The organism is Desulfuromonas sp. TF (assembly GCF_000472285.1).
Lineage (GTDB): Bacteria > Desulfobacterota > Desulfuromonadia > Desulfuromonadales > ATBO01 > ATBO01.
The window spans coordinates 457,194-475,932 of sequence record NZ_KI421412.1 but is presented as its reverse complement, the minus strand read 5'-3'; the positions used below and the strand labels follow the sequence as shown (position 1 = coordinate 475,932).

The 18,739-nt window shown below is 59.7% G+C and carries 18 protein-coding genes; 2 read left to right on the top strand and 16 right to left on the bottom strand.

Translation table 11 applies throughout. The features are described 5' to 3' along the window. Positions 1-167: 167 nt before the first annotated feature. Both DTF_RS0102155 and DTF_RS27025 read right to left on the bottom strand, forming a co-directional pair. On the bottom strand, positions 168-857 hold the full coding sequence (locus DTF_RS0102155; protein WP_226989122.1) for an endonuclease III domain-containing protein: 690 nt from the start codon (positions 855-857) through the stop codon (positions 168-170). Beyond that, positions 847-1,929 (bottom strand): hypothetical protein, encoded by a 1,083-nt coding sequence (locus tag DTF_RS27025; RefSeq protein ID WP_027713983.1) that lies wholly within the window; start codon positions 1,927-1,929, stop codon positions 847-849. The genes DTF_RS0102155 and DTF_RS27025 overlap by 11 nt, the downstream gene beginning before the upstream one ends. Before the next feature lie 161 nt (positions 1,930-2,090). Between DTF_RS27025 and hcp the strand changes: the two genes are divergently transcribed. Then, positions 2,091-3,722, top strand: coding sequence for a hydroxylamine reductase (gene hcp / locus DTF_RS0102145; protein WP_027713982.1), 1,632 nt, complete (start codon positions 2,091-2,093; stop codon positions 3,720-3,722). A 79-nt stretch (positions 3,723-3,801) separates the two neighbouring features. Beyond that, on the top strand, positions 3,802-4,251 hold the full coding sequence (locus DTF_RS0102140; protein ID WP_027713981.1) for a VOC family protein: 450 nt from the start codon (positions 3,802-3,804) through the stop codon (positions 4,249-4,251). An 87-nt stretch (positions 4,252-4,338) separates the two neighbouring features. On the opposite strand, the gene DTF_RS21475 is transcribed toward DTF_RS0102140, so the two are convergent. From DTF_RS21475 to DTF_RS25055, 14 genes are all read right to left on the bottom strand, one after another. Continuing rightward, on the bottom strand, positions 4,339-5,073 hold the full coding sequence (locus DTF_RS21475; protein ID WP_155890668.1) for a ComF family protein: 735 nt from the start codon (positions 5,071-5,073) through the stop codon (positions 4,339-4,341). Positions 5,074-5,133: 60 nt separating this feature from the next. Further along, on the bottom strand, positions 5,134-6,681 hold the full coding sequence (gene gpmI, locus DTF_RS0102130; RefSeq protein WP_027713980.1) for a 2,3-bisphosphoglycerate-independent phosphoglycerate mutase: 1,548 nt from the start codon (positions 6,679-6,681) through the stop codon (positions 5,134-5,136). After that, on the bottom strand, positions 6,681-8,045 hold the full coding sequence (locus DTF_RS0102125; RefSeq protein ID WP_027713979.1) for a tetratricopeptide repeat protein: 1,365 nt from the start codon (positions 8,043-8,045) through the stop codon (positions 6,681-6,683). Before DTF_RS0102125 ends, gpmI begins: the two co-directional genes overlap by 1 nt. 46 nt (positions 8,046-8,091) lie before the next feature. Next, the gene (locus tag DTF_RS21470; RefSeq protein WP_051360724.1) at positions 8,092-8,445 is read right to left on the bottom strand and encodes a TraR/DksA family transcriptional regulator; all 354 of its coding nucleotides are present in this window, start codon (positions 8,443-8,445) and stop codon (positions 8,092-8,094) included. 12 nt (positions 8,446-8,457) lie between these two features. Next, positions 8,458-8,934, bottom strand: a complete 477-nt coding sequence (locus tag DTF_RS0102115; RefSeq protein ID WP_027713978.1) for a 23S rRNA (pseudouridine(1915)-N(3))-methyltransferase RlmH — start codon at positions 8,932-8,934, stop codon at positions 8,458-8,460. Beyond that, positions 8,931-9,311 carry a ribosome silencing factor gene (gene rsfS / locus DTF_RS0102110; protein WP_027713977.1) on the bottom strand — a complete coding sequence of 127 codons (381 nt, stop codon included), beginning with the start codon at positions 9,309-9,311 and terminating at the stop codon, positions 8,931-8,933. Before rsfS ends, DTF_RS0102115 begins: the two co-directional genes overlap by 4 nt. A gap of 2 nt (positions 9,312-9,313) precedes the next feature. Further along, on the bottom strand, positions 9,314-9,970 hold the full coding sequence (gene nadD / locus DTF_RS0102105; RefSeq protein ID WP_027713976.1) for a nicotinate-nucleotide adenylyltransferase: 657 nt from the start codon (positions 9,968-9,970) through the stop codon (positions 9,314-9,316). A 25-nt stretch (positions 9,971-9,995) separates the two neighbouring features. Then, entirely contained in the window at positions 9,996-11,252 is a 1,257-nt protein-coding gene (locus DTF_RS0102100; protein ID WP_027713975.1) for a glutamate-5-semialdehyde dehydrogenase, read from the bottom strand. A gap of 98 nt (positions 11,253-11,350) precedes the next feature. After that, the gene (gene proB / locus DTF_RS0102095) at positions 11,351-12,472 is read right to left on the bottom strand and encodes a glutamate 5-kinase (protein ID WP_027713974.1); all 1,122 of its coding nucleotides are present in this window, start codon (positions 12,470-12,472) and stop codon (positions 11,351-11,353) included. Between the two features lie 76 nt (positions 12,473-12,548). Beyond that, positions 12,549-13,586: a GTPase ObgE gene (obgE, locus tag DTF_RS0102090; RefSeq protein ID WP_027713973.1), complete on the bottom strand. Its 1,038-nt coding sequence runs from the start codon at positions 13,584-13,586 to the stop codon at positions 12,549-12,551. A gap of 186 nt (positions 13,587-13,772) precedes the next feature. Continuing rightward, on the bottom strand, positions 13,773-14,027 hold the full coding sequence (rpmA, locus tag DTF_RS0102085; RefSeq protein WP_027713972.1) for a 50S ribosomal protein L27: 255 nt from the start codon (positions 14,025-14,027) through the stop codon (positions 13,773-13,775). Positions 14,028-14,039: 12 nt separating this feature from the next. Beyond that, positions 14,040-14,348 (bottom strand): 50S ribosomal protein L21, encoded by a 309-nt coding sequence (gene rplU / locus DTF_RS0102080; protein ID WP_027713971.1) that lies wholly within the window; start codon positions 14,346-14,348, stop codon positions 14,040-14,042. A gap of 247 nt (positions 14,349-14,595) precedes the next feature. After that, positions 14,596-17,415: a GPMC system transcriptional regulator gene (locus DTF_RS0102075; RefSeq protein WP_027713970.1), complete on the bottom strand. Its 2,820-nt coding sequence runs from the start codon at positions 17,413-17,415 to the stop codon at positions 14,596-14,598. 154 nt (positions 17,416-17,569) lie between these two features. Then, on the bottom strand, positions 17,570-18,397 hold the full coding sequence (locus DTF_RS25055) for an energy transducer TonB (RefSeq protein ID WP_051360723.1): 828 nt from the start codon (positions 18,395-18,397) through the stop codon (positions 17,570-17,572). Positions 18,398-18,739 lie beyond the last annotated feature (342 nt).

Genomic DNA, 18,739 nt, shown 5'->3' with positions numbered 1-18,739 from the left:
AGGAACACATGACGACAAAAAAGGGGAGCGATTCCGCTCCCCTTTTTTTGCGACCTCTGTCTCGACTGCTTCGGTGGCCTCACCGTCGCGCGGAGCTTTCAGGTCCGTTCACATTCGCTGCGCTCAGGCTCACGGCCCAGAAACCTCCACCCGTCGGTTACGATGGGTTACCCCTTGTGCGCTTCTTTTAAACCGAAAGGGCAGACAGGCTGGAGGGGGCAGGCGGAGCAGAGAGGAAGTCGCTTGCGGCAGAAGGTCTTGCATTCCTCGACGATCAGGGCGTGGTATTCGTTGAACAGGTCCGTCTCGTGGGGGAGATTCGCCATGAACAGAGCCCGGACCGCCTCGTACCCCTCGGTCCCTCCGAGCACTCCCAGGCGGGTGAAAAGGCGCAGGGTGTAGGCGTCCACCACGAAAGAGGGACGTACGCCGGCGTAGAGCAGGATGGAGTCGGCCGTCTCCGGTCCGATCCCCTTCAGGGTGAGCAGCTCCCCGCGAACCTCCTCCAGCGGCCCCGACAGAAGGGACGAGAGACCGCCGCCGTGACGGCGGAAGAGATGCTCGACGAACAGCTTCAGGCGCTCGGACTTCTGGCGGAAGAATCCGGCGGGACGGATGAGTTGCTCCAGTTCCCCGGTTGTCACCTCCCGCAGGGCTTCGGGCGAGAGGGCCTGTGCTCCCTTGAGGTTGGCCACGGCCAGCTCCACGTTGCGCCAGGCGGTGTTCTGGGTGAGGATGGCGCCGACCACCACTTCGAAGGGCGAATCGGCCGGCCACCAGTGCAGGGGACCGAAATGATCGACGAGACGATCGAAGATATCCCTCAATCTGACCTCTTTATCCTCCTCAATACTCACAGAGTTCCGCCAGTCGATCGGCGGCCACTTCGTCGCCGTTGGTGGCCGGACGCTCTTTGGGCGAAGGCTGGGCCAGGAGGGCCTCCAGATCCTCTCCCCAGTCCCCCCGGCGCAGACGATTGTTATCGATCTCACGGGCCCTGCCGTAGCGGTGCAGGCCATCTACCAGGAGGGGCTGCTCGGGGAAAGCGCCCCGGGAGGTATAGAGCACGGCAGTATCGTTGGCGATGGCTTCCGAGACGATGCCGTAACCGGGCTTCGTGATGACGGCATCGGCTGCGCCCACCAGGTCGGGGTAGGGAATCCGGTCCGGGGTTATGATCCGGATATTGGCGCAGTCCGCCGCCATCTCGGTTCCGGCGAGGAAAAACCATCCGGGAATTGTCGCCAAGAAGGAGAAGTCGAAATCCTTCAGCCCGAAGCCGCCGAAGGAGATGAGGCCGACCTTGACGCCTTCCGGAATGCCGAGCTCCCGGCGAACCCCGGAGGGTATGCAGGCGGAACGGCGCGCAACCAAAGGAAGATCTTCGATCGAGCGGAAGGCGTCGCAGGGACCGTGGAAGGGGAGCCGCAGGAGCAGATCGGAGCAGGCATAGTCCCGGCGCATCGATTGCACCACGTCGGCACAATCAGGGTGCGCCGGCGCCATTTCCCCGTAGATCCAGTCCCAGGAGAAATTGCTGATCCCCACCCCCGGAATGTGCGCCCTGGCGGCGGCGGCGAAGGCCAACGCCGGGATGTCCGCAGCCACCACATCGACCCCTTGTTCTCGAAGGGAACGAGCCTCCTCGGCTACGATGGCTTCCCGATGATCCATCAGTTCCCGACAGGCCCGAAAAGTCTCCCCCTCTTGCATGATCAGGCTGTCCTGCTGCAGAACCCCTATATCCAGCCGCCGTCGGCGCACCAGTACCGATGGGTCGAGAAAGCCTGCAAAAAACCACGCATGAGCATCGGAAACCACCTCCACCGCAATGCCGGGATGTCGGCGGCGGAGGGTATTGATGATCTGACAGGAACGGCTGGCATGGCCGAGTCCGTGACCGGTGATGTAATAACGGATTTTTTTCACGGATGCATAAATATCACAGGCAAACGGCTCGGGCAAGGATTAGGATTTCACAAAAATGCCCGGTTTTCGTCTGGCAATTTTTTCAATCTCTGATAAACCTATAGAGGTTTTTCAACGAGAGAATATTCGTACCCGCCAGCAAAGGAGGTCACATGGAAGAGATGTTCTGTTACCAGTGCGAACAAGCCGCCGGAGGTACCGGCTGCACCAAGATCGGCGTCTGCGGCAAGACGCCCGAAGTCGCCGCCATCCAGGATCTGATCGTCTGGGGGCTCAAGGGAGTCGGATTCTGGGCAGATAAGGCCCGTGCCAAGGGAGGAATCGACCGGGAAATCGATGTTTTCATGATCGAGGCCCTCTTCAGCACTGTCACCAATGTCGATTTCGATCCGGAAAACCTGACCACGGTTGCGCGCCAGTGCTCTGCCATGCGTGACCGGGCACAGCAGCTCTATGAGAAATCCGCCGGAGGCCCCTTCCAGGGGGATGTACCCGAAGAAGCCCGCCGTTGGTCACCCCCGGAAAGCCCCGAGCAGGCGGTAGCCGAAGGACGCAGACATCCGGTCATGGTCCCACAGGGCGACCCGGACATCCACTCCGTCCAGCAGACCCTCATCTTCGGGTGCAAGGGGATGAGCGCCTATGCAGACCATGCCCACATTCTCGGGAAAGACAGCGACGAGATCTACGGCTTTATTCACAAGGCCATGGCCGCCACCCTGGACAAGAGCAAGGGGCTGATGGATTTCGTCAATCTCTGCATGGAATGCGGCAAGATGAACATTCAGTGCACCGGCCTGCTCAACGAGGCGCATACCGAGCGCTTCCAGCCGCCGGTGCCGACCCCGGTCAACACAGGGACCCGGGCCGGCAAAGGGATCCTCGTCTCCGGCCATGACCTGAAGATGATCGAGGAACTGCTCAAGCAGACCGAAGGGAAAGGCATCAACGTCTACACTCATGTCGAGATGCTGCCGGCGCACGGCTATCCGGGCCTGAAGAAGTACAAGCACCTCGCCGGCAACTTCGGCGGAGCCTGGCAGGACCAGTACAAGGAGTTCCAGGATTTCGCGGGCGCCATCATCTTCAATACCAACTGCATCCAGCGTCCAGCCGAGAACTACATTGATCGCCTCTTTACCTGGGGCCGTGTGCAGTGGCCGGGCGTAAAGCACATCGAGGGCTGGGATTTCTCCGAGGTCATCAAGGCGGCGCAGGCTGCCGGCGATCTGCCCGAGAAACCGGGCAAGGATATCCTCACCGGCTGCGGTCACCACGCCGTGCTGGGGCTGGCGGACAAGGTCATCGCCGCCGTCAAGGGCGGCCAGATCCGCCGCTTCTTCGTCATCGGCGGCTGCGACGGCGCCAAGACCGGGCGCAACTACTACACTCAATTTGCCGAGCAGCTGCCCAAGGACACGGTCATCCTGACCCTGGCCTGCGGCAAGTACCGCTTCAACAAGCTCGACCTCGGGGACATCGGCGGCATTCCCCGCTTGCTTGATGTCGGCCAGTGCAACGACGCCTACTCGGCGGTACAGATCGCTCTGGCCCTGGCCGACGCCTTCGAGTGCGGAGTGAACGACCTGCCGCTCTCCATCATCCTTTCGTGGTATGAGCAGAAGGCGGTAGTGGTTCTGCTTTCCCTGCTCTCCCTCGGGATCCAGAACATGAAGCTCGGCCCGAGCCTGCCGGCTTTCATCACCCCGAATGTCCTCAACTTCCTGGTCGAGAACTTCAATATCGCCCCGATCGGAAACGTCGCGGACGACATGAAGCAGGCCCTGGGTTGATACGCACCTGATCATGAATGGACAAGAGCGCAGGGAGCCCCCCTGCGCTCTTCTTTTTTACGTCTCAAAGGAGGTGCGCATGTCAGCAAAAACGAAAGCCCGGGCCGTCGGCATCAACCATGTGGCCCTCGAAGTCGGAGATGTAGAAGCCGCCCTGGAGTTTTACGGCAGGCTGTTCGAACTGAAGCTGCGGGGGCGGCACGACGGCATGGCCTTTATCGACCTGGGGGATCAGTTCATCAACCTGTCTCCACGCCGCACCCAGGAAGCGGATCGGGCTCGTCATTTCGGCCTGGTGGTCGACGACAGGGAGTCGGTGCGGCACGCTCTCGAGGAACTTGAGGCCGAGATCCTGCCCAGCCCCGGACTCGATTTTCTCGATCCCTGGGGGAATCACGTGCAGGTGGTGCAGTATGACGGCATCCAGTTCTCCAAGGCACCCAACGTTCTCAAGGGGATGGGACTGGAAGGGCTGGGGAAGACCGCCGAAGCGCTGAGTGAACTGGAAGAAAAGGGAATGAAACCGTAGAGATCATCCCGATTTTGAGATTGCTTGAACCGGGTCTTCCGGAAGCTCCAGCCGGATGGAGTTAACTTAATCCATTGGCTGAAAATATCAAGGATCTTTGCGGGCGCGGCCCAGAACGGCCACACCGACCGCGCCTGCTCCTCCTTCCAGCAATATCCGGCTGCATTCGGCCGCCGTAGCGCCCGTTGTCAGGACGTCGTCGATGAGCAGGACTTTCGCTCCCGCCAGCGGCCTGTGCAAGGCAAAGGCTCCTTTCATGTTGGCCCGGCGAAGCTGCGCGTTGAGGCCCTGCTGAGGGGAGGTCGCCCTGACCCGTAGCAGGTGCCGCGCCGCCACCGGGAGCCGCCACTCTTTCCCGAGAACTTTTGCCAGAAGAAGGGATTGGTTGTAGGTACGCTCTCTCAGGCGGCTATTGTGGAGGGGGACGGGAACCAGCAGGTCGGGGCGGAACCGGGAAACCGGCTCTTCCATGGTCGCCGCGAGCAGCTGCCCCAGCGGACGATCGAGATCGACGGCTCCGCGATACTTGAAATGATGTACCGCCTGCCGCAGGACTCCTTCATAGACCCCGGCTGCCCGGGCCCATTCAAAGGGTGGAGATGCCCGCAGGCAAGCTTCACAGAGATGGTCGGTCCCCTCTTCGGTGGGATAGGGAAGGACGCAGCGGGGGCAGCAGGGGGAGACGACGGGGTGAATGCCGGCGAAACAGGCGGAGCAGATCCCCAACCGAACCGACTCCCGCCCGCACAGCGGACAGGCGGGGGGCAGCACCAGGTTCAGGAGGTCAGCCAGGCTCCGACGCATCCGGCGCGGATTAAACATGAACATATTCCCCCCCCGGGAAAGAAGCGCCAGGGATTTCTCCGGCGCCCCGCAAACCCTTTAACCCTGAAGCAAGCTTCTCCCCGTCATCTCCGCCGGCTTCGGCAGTCCCATCAGATCGAGAATCGTCGGTGCGATATCGGCAAGGATACCCGATCTTAAGGTGGCGTTTTTAAGTTCTGCATCGATCAGGACAAGAGGAACCAAATTTGTGGTATGGGCGGTATGGGGAGACCCTTCGGGATCCGCCATCTTTTCGCAATTGCCGTGATCGGCCGTGAGGATGACAGATCCTCCCGCGTTCAAGACAGCCTCCACCACGCGTCCCGTGCAGGCGTCGACGAACTCCATGGCGCGGACGGCCGCGGGGAGGTTTCCGGTGTGTCCAACCATGTCCGGGTTGGCATAGTTGAGGACGATGAAGTCGAACCTGCCTTCGCCCACCTGTTTCACGACTTCATCGGTCACGGGGCCTGCGCTCATTTCCGGTTTTTGATCATAAGTGGCTACTTCCTGGGGAGAAGGGATCAGTATCCGCTCCTCACCGGGAAAAGGAACTTCGCTCCCTCCGTTGAAAAAGAAGGTGACGTGGGCGTATTTTTCCGTTTCGGCGATACGCAGCTGGGTCTTGCCGGCTCCTGCCAGAACCTCGCCGAGAATGTTGGAAAGATTTTCCTGCGGAAACGCCACGGGCAGGCCGAAGGTTTCGTCGTATTCGGTCATGCAGACGTAGGCGGCGAGATCAGGCGTCTTTTCCCGCTGGAACCCCTTGAAGTCGTCATCTGTGAAGGCCCGGGTGATTTCCCGGGCGCGATCGGAGCGGAAGTTGAAGAAAATGATGCCGTCGCCGTCATCGACGGTTCCCGCCTTTGTTCCCGATTTCTGAATGACCCTGGGCTCGACGAACTCGTCGGTCTGACCGGCGGCATAGGCCTCTTCGATGGCGACTGCTGAAAGGGGGGCCTTCTCCCCCTCACCCAGCGTCATGGCGCGATAGGCGCGGTGGACCCTGTCCCAGCGGTTGTCGCGGTCCATGGCGTAATAGCGGCCGATAACGGTGGCTACCCGGCCGGCTCCGATCGCTTCGAGGCGCTCTTCCAATTGGGCCAGATAGTCGACGCCGCTGGACGGCGGCGTATCCCGTCCGTCAAGGAAAGCGTGGACGCAGATGTCGTCGATGCCGCAGCGCTTGCCGAGTTCGACCAGGGCGTACAAATGGGTGTTGTGGGAATGGACCCCGCCGTCGGAGAGAAGTCCCATCAGATGGAGCTTTCCCCCTTTTTCCTTGATCCTGGCAAGCCCTTCGGTAAAGACCGGGTTGCGGAAGAAATCTCCCTCCTCGATGCTCAGACTGATTCGGGTCAGGTCCTGATAGACGATGCGCCCGGCTCCCAGGTTGAGATGGCCGACTTCCGAGTTGCCCATCTGCCCTTCAGGAAGCCCGACATGGGGACCGGATGCGCCGATGCGGGTAGAGGGAAACTCCCGTTGCAGGGTATCGAGATTAGGGGTCCGCGCCTGACAGACGGCGTTTGCATCACAGGTATCGCTGATGCCCCATCCATCGAGAATGACCAAGGCAACCGGCCCCTTCTTTGAGGAATTCATCAGTGCCGCTCTCCATGATAAATGGCTCGCGCCTCTACAGGGCGGGCGTTACGGATCAGCTGGCGGTCAGCCCGGCTGAAGCTGCCCCAGGTGCCGCACTCGGGACAGCGGCTCAACCATTCGACGGAAGATTCGCCGCAGGTGTCGCAAACATATCCCAGGCTGATCCGGGAGTCGACGCCCAGGGCTTTTTTATACTCTCCGATCGCTTCGTCGATCCGGCTGCGGCGCCGATGAGCCTCGGCCAGCAGCAGATGAAGATGGGGGGTGTCGACCCCTGCATTTTCCACGGCATAGAGCTGTTCAAGAGCCTCATCCACCATCTCCAGTCTCAGGCAGAGTTTGCCGAAAAAGAGCCGAAGCATGAGATCGTCCTCCCGCTCTAGAATGGCGTTGCGGTAGAATGAGAGGAGGGTGGTTGGATCTTCGGCTTCCATGTAGAGATCCTCGAGGCGTGACAGGAAGACGCTTCTTCCGAGATCCTTATACCCTTCCTGCCAGACCCGGTCGGCTTCATCGGGACGTTTCTGGGACTGATACGCATCCCCCAGGGAGACCCGAGCGGGGGTGAAGTCGGGAGCCTGTTTGATGATCTCCTTGAACTCCTCCTTCGCCTGATCGGTCTGTCCCTCGCTCAGGGCCTTGCGCGCGACCTCATAACGGAGATAAAGCTGCTTTTTCTTCTCCTCTTCCAGGCGCTCGCTGCTCGGTCCGGCCTTTAACAGCCGCTTCTGTAGATCCAGCGCCTCCTGCCAACGTTCGTGCCTGATGTGCAGATCGCGAAGGGTTCGAATCGCTTTGCGATTATCCTTCTCGACGGCAAGGATTTCCTTATAGGCCTGCCGGGCTTCTTCATGGTAGTTGGTTTCTTCATAAGTGCTGGCCAGCTTGAACAGGACCTCGAGGTTTCGCGGCTCAATATCCCTGGCCTTGCGAAGCAGATTGACCGCCTCCTGTGAAGCGCCTTCCTGAAGGTGGACACTGGCCAGGGCGATATAGGTTTCGATGCGGGAGGGATCCCGGTCCAGAGCCTTCTGCAGAAGGGCCTTCGCTTTTTTTATGTCTCCGGAAAGGAGCCGTCCCACTCCCTCCCGATAGATCGAGGTAGTTTCCCGCCCTTTTTTGTCCTTGCGATTGAATCGCCAGTGGTGAACACCATGCGTCAGCAGGCTGACCATGTGGAAACCGTAGCCGATCACCAGCCCGGCCATAATCGCTCCGACGATCATGATGGGAATGGGCTGGGTCAGGCTCTGGTCGGAGGTGAGATAGATCGTCACGTCACCGGGGTTGATTCCCCAGAAATAGAGGAAGACAAAAACAAAGGCTATGAACACCGCCAAAAAAATCGCCAAAGCAATCATAGTCACTCCTGGGTGCGTTTCCCCGGGCGGGAAAACTCATTGAAATTCATTCGCCGAATCTTTCGACTTCGGCTTTGCAGTCCACACAATATCTGGAAAAAGGCCGCACTTCCATCCGGCGGGGGGGGATTTCCTCCTCGCAGCGCATGCAGATGCCATATACTCCCTTGGCGAGGCGCTCAAGAGCCGCATCGATATCCCGGACCTTCTGCCGCTGGTTTTCACTGAGGTTGAGCAGAACGTCCCGGCTGTAGGTGTTGGCCGACATGTCCCCAATATCGGGAACCCCGTCCTGCCCGATCTCCCGGCTCGCTTCATAGGAGTCGTGAACCTCCTGCAGAACCTTCCGGCGCATCTGCAGCAGACGCTCGCTGGCTTCTTCCAGTTTCTTCTCGTCCATAGACTCCCGCTCCTATCGATTGTGGTACGGCTCGTTCCGTAGAATGGTCAGACCCCTGTAAATCTGCTCCAGGAGAATGAGACGTGCCATCTGATGGGTAAAGGTCAAGGGGGAGAGGGACAGCAGGAAGTCCCCCCGTTTCTTCACGGTCGTACTCAGCCCGTAGGCCCCTCCAAGGACCAGGATCAACTCCCGCGTTCCATGGACCATGTGCCGGTCGAGCCGTTCGGCAAGCTTTTGCGAATTGAGGGAAGTTCCCCGCTCATCCAGAACTACGGCAAAGGAATCAGCCGGGATCTTCTCCATGATCCGCTCCCCTTCCCTGTCCCGGATGAAGGCGGGGTCGACGTTCTTGCCGCCGCCCTTTTCTTCCTTGAGTTCGACTGTAGTCAGGGGAAGATAGCGCTTGATGCGGCCGACATATTCATTGACCCCTTCCTGCAGATAGGGGGCTGAGATCTTGCCGACGCAGATCAGGCGCAACTTCACCGGACTTCGGCCTTTCTCTCCCAGTGGTATTCGTCAGGGATAGGCACTTCGGCCGCTTCGCTCCAGAGGCCGTCCAGGTCATAGAATTCACGGACCGGCTCCTGAAAGACATGGACCATCACATCCCCGTAGTCGATCAGGACCCAGCGCCCCTCGTTCATCCCCTCGATGGCCAGCGGGGCAGTGGCGTGTTCCTTTTTCAGTCCGGCCCGGATCGATTCGGCCACTGCCTGAACCTGACGGTCGGAGCGGCCCGAGGCGAGCAACAGATAGTCTGTGAGAGTCGATACGCCGGTGACTTCCAGAATGCGAACATTGAAGGCCTTTTTTTCCAGGGCGTAGGCGGCGCAGAAAAGAGCCCGTTCTTTCGAATGCAAAATTAAAACCTTTTCTGGTCCCGATAGAGACCGTGGGTGGAAACATACTCTTCGACGGCGGGAGTGACCAGATACCGTATCGATCGGCCGTCGGCCGCCAGTCGGCGGATGCGGGTGGAGGAAATATCCAGCAAGGTCTCCTCCAGGAAAATCACCCTGTTGCCACTGCGGTGAAGCAAGGTTTTTGACTGCACATCATAGCAGAAGTCCCCCCGGATGGCAACGGGGAGCAGGGCTTGAGGGTCATCGGAGGAGATTCCCGGGCGGGCGGCGACAACGATATGCGCCAGAGGAAAAAGGCGGCGATATTCCCGCCACGATCCGATATCGCGAAAGGAATCCATGCCAATGATGAAGAAGAGTTCCTGATCCGGCTGGTCACGGCGCAGGATCTCAAGGGTGTGGACGGAATAGCTCTTGCCCGTTCGATGGGATTCGAGATCGGAGGCGGCGAAAGCCGGATTCTCGGCGATGGCGGCTTCGACCATGGCCAGGCGCTGGGCAAAAGGGACCTCTTCGGCGACGGGTTTGTGCGGCGGATCGGCGGCAGGAATGAAGAGAACCCGGTCAAGGGAGCACGCCTCGCGCACCTCTTCGGCTATACGCAGATGAGCGAGGTGAATCGGATTGAACGTTCCGCCTAAAATTCCAATTCGCATAAGCGTGAGGGGAGATGCTCTAGCATCACTGCCTTATCTGTCCGTCGCCGAAGACCACGAACTTGCGGGTGGTCAGGTCTTCCAATCCCATGGGGCCGAAGGAGTGCAGCTTGGAGGTTGAGATCCCGATTTCCGCCCCAAGCCCAAGCTGGTTGCCATCGGAAAAACGGGACGAAGCGTTGACCATGACCACGCTCGAGTTGACTTCCTTCAGGAAGCGCTGGGAGTTGGCGTAGTCCCGGGTGACGATCACCTCGGTGTGCAGTGAACCGTAGCGCTGGATGTGACCCACTGCCTCGTCCAGATCCTCCACCACCTTGACCGCCAGGATGAGGTCGAGAAACTCGGCCCCCCAGTCCTCCTCGGTCGCTGTCCTGACCTCTGGAGCGAACTCCCGGGTGATCGGGCAGCCACGCAGCTCGACGCCGTTCTTGCGCATGATCTCGGCGATGCGGGGAATGAAGGTCTCGGCGATGTCCTTGTGGATGAGAAGTGTTTCCATGGCGTTGCACACCCCGGGACGCTGCACTTTGGCGTTGATGCAGATCTTTTCGGCCATTTCAAAATCGGCGCTGGCGTCGACGAAGGTATGGCAGACCCCCTTGTAATGCTTGATCACCGGTATGCGGGAGTTTTCGCTGACGAAACGGATCAGTCCTTCGCCGCCGCGCGGAATGATCAGATCGATCTCCTCCTCCAGCTTGAGCAGTTCGTTGACAGCCTCACGAGCGGTCGTAGAGACCACCTGCAGGGCGGCGGCCGGCAGGCCCATGCGTTCGAGCTCTTTTTTGAGAATCCGGCCGATGGCGGTGTTGGAATGGATCGATTCCGAGCCGCCGCGCAGGACGACCGCATTACCGCTTTTGAGGCACAGACCGGCGGCATCGGCGGTGACGTTGGGGCGCGATTCGTAGATGATGCCGATGACCCCCAAAGGGATGCGCATCCTGCCGACCTGAATGCCGTTGGGGCGTCGCCACATGCCTGTGATTTCACCCACCGGATCAGGCAATTCGGCGACTTCGCGCAGTCCCGACGCCATGTCCCCGATCCGCTTCTCGTCCAGCACAAGGCGATCGATCATGGCGGACGGCAGTCCTTGCTTCCGGGCGGCGGCCAGATCGGCTTCATTGGCCGAAATCAGCTCTTTTGTCTCGGCTTCCAGGGCATCGGCCATGTGCTGCAGAAGGTCGTTCTTGACCCCGGAAGAGAGACCGGCCATGATACGCGCCGCCTCCTTCGCCTCCCGGGCCAGCTGTCGCATTTCGTCGCGTACGCTCATCGATAAACTCCAAAAAAGCAGGTTAAAGGTTCAAGGCTAAAGGTAAAAGGAAGGACAAAAAACGGTTGTCCTTTAACCTTTTACCTTTATCCTTTGACCTATTTTTTTAGAACGAGATTGTCCCGATGAATCACTTCGTCCCCGTACTTGTAACCGAGAATCTTCTCGATTTCACCGGTTTTCTTACCCATGATCCGCAGCAGCTCGGGCAAGGCGTAATTGATGACCCCCTTGGCGAATTCCACCCCGTTCTGATCGCAGAGGCGCACCGCATCTCCCCGATCGAAGCCTCCCTCCACTCCGTTTATCCCAGAGGGCAGAAGGCTCTTGCCTCCGTCCAAAACGGCGCGCTTTGCCCCGTCGTCCACGAAGAGCTTGCCCCGAGGCTTCTTGGTGAAGGCGATCCAGTGCTTTTTGGCGGCCATCCGATTGTTTCCGGGAAGAAAATAGGTTCCCAGGTCCTCGCCGTCGAAGAGGCGGGTCAAAGCGCCGGGAGTGCGGCCGTTGAGGACCACCGTACCCACGCCATAGAGGGCTGCCCGCTTGGCGGCCTTGATCTTGGTGACCATGCCGCCGGTGCCCAGCGCTGTTCCGGCGGTTCCGGCCATCGCCTCGATTTCCGGGGTGATGCGCTCGACCTCCGGAATCAGCCGGGCACCGGGGTTCCGGGTGGGGTCGCTGTCGAAGAGGCCGTCCACATCGGAGAGGATGACCAGAAGATTAGCCTCGGCCAGATTGGTCACCATGGCGGAGAGATTGTCGTTGTCGCCGAAGCGAATCTCGTCCACCACTACGGTATCATTTTCGTTGATGATGGGGGTGATTCCGTATTCCAGCAGGGTCATCAGGGTATTGCGGGCATTGAGATAGCGACGGCGGTTTGCCAGATCGTCACGGGTGAGCAGGACCTGGGCCACTTTGCGCTCCCGAACCACAAACCCCTCCTTGTAGGCCCGCATCAGGCGACTCTGGCCGATGGCGGCCGCAGCCTGTTTCAAGGGGATGGAAGGAGGACGTCCGACGATCCCCAGATCACCCTTGCCGGCGGCCACCGCTCCCGAAGACACCAGAACGATCTCATAACCCCGTTCGAGCAGGGCGCAGACATCCTGGGAAAGTGATGCGATCCGGGGAACGTCCAGACCGTTCTGGTTGGAGACAACCCCGCTGCCGATCTTGACCACCACCCGCCGGACGTGAGAGAAAAGAATCTTGCGCATAAAGCGAAACTTTCATGGAAGTCGCGGAATTTACTTTGAAATTCCGCGCAATCTTACCCTTCTCAACCGGCCCTTGTCAAGGCGTGTCGTTCGCCTCACCCGCCTGCAGGCGGCGCCGGGCTTCCAACACGCCTCCAACGGCGGACACCAGCTCCGGCACCCCGTCGCCGGTGACGGCGGAGATGGGGAACACCCGATACCCACGGGCCTCGAAGAACGGCAGAACGCCTTCAATCCTTTCGCGGACCTCGGTGATGTCTGTTTTGGTCAGAACCACGATCTGCGTTTTTTTCAGCAGCTGCGGATTGTGGCGCTCCAGCTCTTTATTGATGGTTTCGAAATTGTGCAGCGGGTCTCCCTCCTGCATGGAGGAGAGGTCCACCAGATGGAGGAAGAGGTCGGTGCGCTCCACATGCTTGAGAAAGCGGGTGCCAAGTCCGTGGCCCTCGCTGGCGCCCTCGATCAGGCCGGGTATATCGGCCATGACGAAGGTTTTATAGCCGCCGTAGCGCACCACGCCAAGATTGGGAACCAAGGTGGTGAAGGGATAATCGGCGATCTTCGGGCGGGCCGCCGAGGCGGCGGAGATAAGGGTGGACTTGCCTGCGTTCGGCAGCCCCACCAGGCCGACATCGGCCAGGAGCTTGAGCTCCATGCGCAGCCAGCGCTCCTCGCCGGGGGTGCCGGGCTGAACATGACGCGGCGCCCGGTTGGTACTGGTGGCGAATCGGGCATTCCCTCTTCCGCCCATCCCCCCTTTCAGCAGGAGGACCTCCTGATCAGGCTCGGTAAGGTCGGCCAGCAGTTCGCCCGTCTCCTGGTCGTAGACAAGGGTTCCGGGAGGAACCTGAATGACCAGGGGAGCGCCATTTTTGCCGTGCCGGTTCTTCCCCATGCCGTGGGAGCCGCGTTCCGCCTTGTAGTGTACCCGGTAGCGGAAATCGAGCAGCGTGGTCAGGTTGCTTTCGACCCGCAGGTAGACGTCGCCGCCGTGGCCGCCGTCCCCGCCGTCCGGACCGCCCAGGGGAATGAACTTCTCGCGCCGGAAGGAGAGGCAGCCGCGGCCGCCGTCACCCGCCTTTACATGGATCTTTACTTCGTCGACGAATTTCATCTTAAAAGCCGTCCTTTGTCATTTGTCCTTTGTCATTTGTAAAAACCTCTAGATTCGGGCTTCGATTTTGCCTTTACCAATGACAAATGACCAAGGACCAATAACAACTTTATCATAGAAAAAAGCCCGAAGTTCAGGCTGCGAACCTCGGGCTTTTTTGATTCAGGGGAGTTCTCCTGGGGCGATTCAGGCGGTGTAAACACTCACCTTCTTCTTGTCCTTCCCCTTGCGTTCGAACTTTACCACTCCATCGATCAGGGAGTAGAGAGTATAATCCTTGCCGCAGCCGACATTGGTCCCGGGATGGATGGTCGTCCCCCGCTGACGGACCAGAATCGAACCAGCGGTTACTGCCTGGCCACCGAAACGCTTGACGCCCAGGCGCTTGCCAGCGCTGTCGCGACCGTTCCGGGAGCTACCGACGCCTTTTTTGTGTGCCATGGGTAAGCCTCCTTAAGCCTCGATGCCTGTAATCTTCAGGCGGGTGATGGTCTGACGGTGTCCATAGGTCTTGCGGAAGCCCTTGCGCCGCTTGGAACGAAAAACGAGGACTTTCTTGTCCTTGCCCTGTTCCACGATTTGCGCTTTGACTTTCGCGCCAGGCAATAGAGGTGTTCCGATGGCAACCTCTTCTCCGCCGACCATGAGGACCTCGCCAAGCTCGATGGTGTCACCCACCGCGCCTTCAAGCTTTTCGACCTTCACCAGGTCTCCCTCGGACACTTTATACTGTTTTCCTCCGGTCTTGATCACCGCGTACATGCAACTTCACCTCGCTCTCAATATTTTCTTTTTCCAAATGGAAAGACGCAATATAAGCGCAGTTTTTCACCCTTGTCAAGCGAAAATATCGGGAAAATCTTGAAAAATCAGGTTCCCGGGCTGATCAAAAGTGCCCAGGTGCAAGACGGACGAAATCCTTCGGCATAAGGCGTACCGGAAGGTACGTCGTTGACGAAGGATAAGGACAACGCCGCAGATGGGCGCTTTTCATCAGCCCTCTATTGCGTCAGCTGATGCGGATCGTCTTGTATAGAAAGTTCTTGAACCGATAAAAGGTCTTGCGCTCTTCAGGGTCGTCGCTCCTTGGATCGCAGGCGCACAGCAGCGCGGCCACCTTGGGCATGGTGGTCGCTCCCTCGCGGCGGGCCAGCTCCACCACCGCCGCCACGACGTCACGCGAGATGCGGTTCTCCGAATAGGGAGCATAGACCCCTCCCCAGAAATCGCTCTCCTCCCGCAGGAGCGAATCGAAGATCTCCTGCGCCACCTGCCCTGTCAGCCTCTCCGCGGCCCCTTCCGGCACCCCTTCTTCGGAAGCTCCCAGCACCTTCCGGATGTCCTCTTCGGAGATGACGCGCCCCTTGCGGAAGAACAAGGCCCTCAGCAGGATGCTGCGCAGCTCTCGGATATTGCCGGTGTAGTGATGTCTGGAAAGCAGGGTCTGGGCCCCCCGGGAGAGGGAAGGAGTATCGACTTCGCTCTCCTCCGGCTTCTTGTAGACCCGGTAGAGCTTGCCGATAAAGTGCACGGCCAGATCCGGGATGTCCTCGCGCCGCTGGTTCAAGGAGGGGACCTCAATGGTCAGCTCGGAGAGACGGTGATAGAGATCTTCCCGGAACCGCCCCTCGGAGATGAGCTGTTTGAGATTCTTGTTGGTGGCGGCGATGAACAGGACCCGGGCGAAGCGGGTGGTGTTTTCCCCCAGGCGCACGAAACCGCCGTTGTCGAGAAAGCGAAGCAGCTGCACCTGGGTGCGAGGGTCGGCATCGCCGATCTCGTCGAGAAATACCACTCCGCCGTGGGCCTCCTCCAGAATTCCACGGCGGTCGGCGTGGGCGCCGGTGAAAGCCCCCCGTTTGTGTCCGAAGAGCTCCGAATAGGTGAGCTCTCCGCTGTAGGCGGCAATGTTGGTCTTCTGCACCGGCAGCTCGCCTTTGGGGTCGATCCGGGCCTGGTACATCTCATTGAGCCGGGAGAAGATGTTGTTGAACATGAACTCCTTGCCGCTGCCGGTCTCGCCGGTGATCAGGATAGAGGGAAGTCCCAGCGTGGCGGCCTGGGCGTTGGTGCGGCTCCACAAGGCGATACGGTTGGAAATGGGAGGGGTGATCCGCTGGATGAAATCGACGACCTCGTTGGCCTTGGGCGAGTTGCCGATGATGTTGCCGAGCTTGTAGGAAGAGATCTTCGGGTCCTTGTAGCCGACGTCCGAACGCAGGCGGTGGACCTCGGAGGTGAGCTTCTCGATCCGCTGCAGATCGGCCAGGTGACGGGAAATCATCCGGGCGATGATCAGGAGGATGCGCTTGTGCTCGTCGGTGAAGTGGTAGGAGCGCAGGCTGTCGAGGCAGACGACCGCGATGACCTCGTCCTCGAAGACCACCGGCACGGCAATTTCGCTCTTGATCACCTCGGTGATCTCGCGGTAGAGACCGCTGGTGCGCTTCTCCTCGGCAGTGTCGGCCACTACGTAGGGACGTCCGGTGGACGCGACATAGCCGGTAAGGCTGCGCTCCTCCGGCGGCAGGTCCCGCCCCCCAACCCGGATGGGTGGTATGTTCTTCTTCAGCCACTCTTTGCTTTTGGCTCCGACCAGCGTGCCGTCGGGCTCCTCCACCACCAGCCAGCGCTCCCCCTCCTGCTCCCGGACCAGGGCGATACTGCCTGTGTCCGCGCCGATGAGTTCCGTGGCCTTGGACAGCACCCGCACCAGAAAGGGTTGCAGCCCCTCGAAATGCTCCTGGAGGAGATCGCTGATTTCCGACAGGACCTGGATCTCCATGTGCTCGCCGCCGATCTCCTGGATTACCCGCTGGGCCATCTCGGCGTGGGCCTCGAGGAGACCTTTCTCGAAATCGCTGAAGCGGTGCGCCTCCCGGGTGTAGTAGTTCACCAGGCAGATCACCCGCCTGGTGCGCGGCTCGAAGCGCGGCACCACATAGAGTGACTTGAGCCCCAGCTCCTCGGTAAGATAGCGCTTCTGCAGGGTTTCCGAGGAAAGCTTGGGAAAATAGAGGGGGGAGAGCAGGGTTTCGTCGGTGATGATCCCGGCGCTGTTGATATAGCGCGACAGAAGGGACGTGCCGGGCCCGAGATTGATCATCCGATCGTCTTCGTAGACATGCCTGGCCTCCTTCTCCTTGGAATAGGAGGCCAGGATCTGCAGCCCCTCCTCGTCCGTTTCGGAGGCATGAAAGGGAACCAGCACCGACGCCAGGGCGAGCTTATCGATCAGGCGCACCGCCGACTTGACCATGTAGAAGGCGGCGGCCTTTTTCTTCGCCTCGTCCACCCGCCGGGCAAGGACGATCTGCTGGTGGTACTTGCGGGCCTGGTCGATGAGAGGAACGACTTCTTCCAGAAAGCCTTTCAGCACCTGACGCTGGGCATCCGAGGGGAGCTGCCCCTTGCGGCCGCTGTCCACGCACAGCACCCCCACCGAGCGGCCGTGATGCAGGAGGGGAAGATGGCAGCTTGACCTGATGGCGAAGCGCTCGGCCAGCTCCCGGGCGTAGGGACTATGGAAGGTGGCCACGTCCTCCACCTCGGCTTCCTCCTGGCTGATGTGCACTCGGGAAACCAGAAACTCGGCGGAGTTGATGGGGAAGGTCTTCTCCCTGATGGCCCGGGCATGCAGACCGTTGACGGCGGCGCAGGTGAGACTTCCGCTGGTGAGGTCCTCCAGATAGACCCTGCAGCGGTTCTGGCGGGTAATCAGGGCCACCGCCTCCACCAGGACATGGAGGATGTCTTCCAGGTTTTCCTTGCCGTAACTGCCGATTTTTGCCGTGAGGCGCGAAAGCTGTGGGATGTCGAGTACTTCCATTGGGAAAGACCTTTCACTGAGTAAAAAAACAACTCAAAGAGTATAAGGTAAAGAGGGAAGTCTTGTCAAAGGGAATGGCTGTCGGGAAGGAGAGGGCGGCAAAAGGGCATGGCGAAAGAGTTACGCCGCCGCCGGGGGGGGAACGTAGCCGTCGTCAGAAATCTCTGATCTTGAAACGAAGCGGCACAAGGACCTCTCCCTCTACCGGGGTCGATCCCAGGCGCGAAGGGTGAAAGCGCCAGCGGCGGACAGCCCTAAGAGCCGCGTCATCGAGGACGGCATGTTCCGAGGAGCGCTCCACGGAGACGCTGCGAACGTCACCGGCTTCGGAGACGAGCACCCGGAGCAGGACCTCCCCCTCCCAGCCCTGCTCCCGGGCGAGACGTGGATACGGAGGCGGGGCGTTGCGGTCGTAACGGGGGATCGCTTCGACGAGGGGGGCGCTGGCGCTCGCCTTTCCCTCACCGGAGAAGACGGCTGATTCCCGCTCCGGCGGCGGTCCGGGGTCCGCGAAGGTCGACAAAGGCTCGATGATTTTATCCGCCGGTCTTGCAGGTTCGAATTGAGGCTGACTTTCAGCAGAAGCCGGTTCCCGCCCGGGGAGGGAGGCCTTTTTGGCGGCGGCTATTTCTGAGGCGGGCGCCGGACGGAACGAATCCGGTGGACGGTTCGCCGCAAGCGCGTTTCGCGCCACCTTTTCTTCGGCCAGCGTGGCGAATGGAGTGCCGGGAACCTTCTCACCCGGTGCAGGACCCGCGACGACCGGGGGCTGCGCCACCGGGACGATCCCTTCTCCGGCACGTCCGGTTATCGCGGGCGGGAGAGATACAAGACCGATCTCCACCCTGTCGTGATGCTCCTTCACCCGTTCCGAATCGGCAAAGAACACCATCACGGCGGCATGGAAAAGCAGCGAAAAAGTAAGAAAACAGACGACGGTCCGCTTTCTTCCAACAGGTTTTCGGTCGGGGTCTGGAAACATAAAAGTGTCCTGGTATTTCGCAGGCTCTCTTCTTTTACGCCATATCCAGGAACCGGTCAAGCAGGGGGATGGCGCAGACTTTAAAAACTTCCATTTGAAACAAAAAAGCCTACTTTGTTGCTATATAAGATCGGAATAGCTCTTGCAGCAGGCTTACAGATTTCTTTTCAAAAATATTCACATGGTCAAAGTTACTGGAACTTTATACAATGTGTTTGTTTTTGCTTTCTTTACGCTCAAGGCATATGACTTAATCGATCGGCAAATGACAGATAATAATATAATAATAAATTTTTAGTCATTATTTTGATCTTTTACTTGGGGAGGGGACAGGGATCGAAC

What these genes read in the sequence shown, in the direction of transcription:
- hcp (WP_027713982.1), top strand. Translation starts at nt 2,091, where the DNA reads ATGTTCTGTTACCAGTGCGAACAAGCCGCCGGAGGTACCGGCTGCACC.
- DTF_RS0102140 (WP_027713981.1), top strand. Translation starts at nt 3,802, where the DNA reads ATGTCAGCAAAAACGAAAGCCCGGGCCGTCGGCATCAACCATGTGGCC.
- DTF_RS21475 (WP_155890668.1), bottom strand. Translation starts at nt 5,073, where the DNA reads ATGTTTAATCCGCGCCGGATGCGTCGGAGCCTGGCTGACCTCCTGAAC.
- gpmI (WP_027713980.1), bottom strand. Translation starts at nt 6,681, where the DNA reads ATGAATTCCTCAAAGAAGGGGCCGGTTGCCTTGGTCATTCTCGATGGA.
- DTF_RS0102125 (WP_027713979.1), bottom strand. Translation starts at nt 8,045, where the DNA reads ATGATTGCTTTGGCGATTTTTTTGGCGGTGTTCATAGCCTTTGTTTTT.
- DTF_RS21470 (WP_051360724.1), bottom strand. Translation starts at nt 8,445, where the DNA reads ATGGACGAGAAGAAACTGGAAGAAGCCAGCGAGCGTCTGCTGCAGATG.
- nadD (WP_027713976.1), bottom strand. Translation starts at nt 9,970, where the DNA reads ATGCGAATTGGAATTTTAGGCGGAACGTTCAATCCGATTCACCTCGCT.
- DTF_RS0102100 (WP_027713975.1), bottom strand. Translation starts at nt 11,252, where the DNA reads ATGAGCGTACGCGACGAAATGCGACAGCTGGCCCGGGAGGCGAAGGAG.
- proB (WP_027713974.1), bottom strand. Translation starts at nt 12,472, where the DNA reads ATGCGCAAGATTCTTTTCTCTCACGTCCGGCGGGTGGTGGTCAAGATC.
- obgE (WP_027713973.1), bottom strand. Translation starts at nt 13,586, where the DNA reads ATGAAATTCGTCGACGAAGTAAAGATCCATGTAAAGGCGGGTGACGGC.
- rpmA (WP_027713972.1), bottom strand. Translation starts at nt 14,027, where the DNA reads ATGGCACACAAAAAAGGCGTCGGTAGCTCCCGGAACGGTCGCGACAGC.
- rplU (WP_027713971.1), bottom strand. Translation starts at nt 14,348, where the DNA reads ATGTACGCGGTGATCAAGACCGGAGGAAAACAGTATAAAGTGTCCGAG.
- DTF_RS0102075 (WP_027713970.1), bottom strand. Translation starts at nt 17,415, where the DNA reads ATGGAAGTACTCGACATCCCACAGCTTTCGCGCCTCACGGCAAAAATC.
- DTF_RS25055 (WP_051360723.1), bottom strand. Translation starts at nt 18,397, where the DNA reads ATGTTTCCAGACCCCGACCGAAAACCTGTTGGAAGAAAGCGGACCGTC.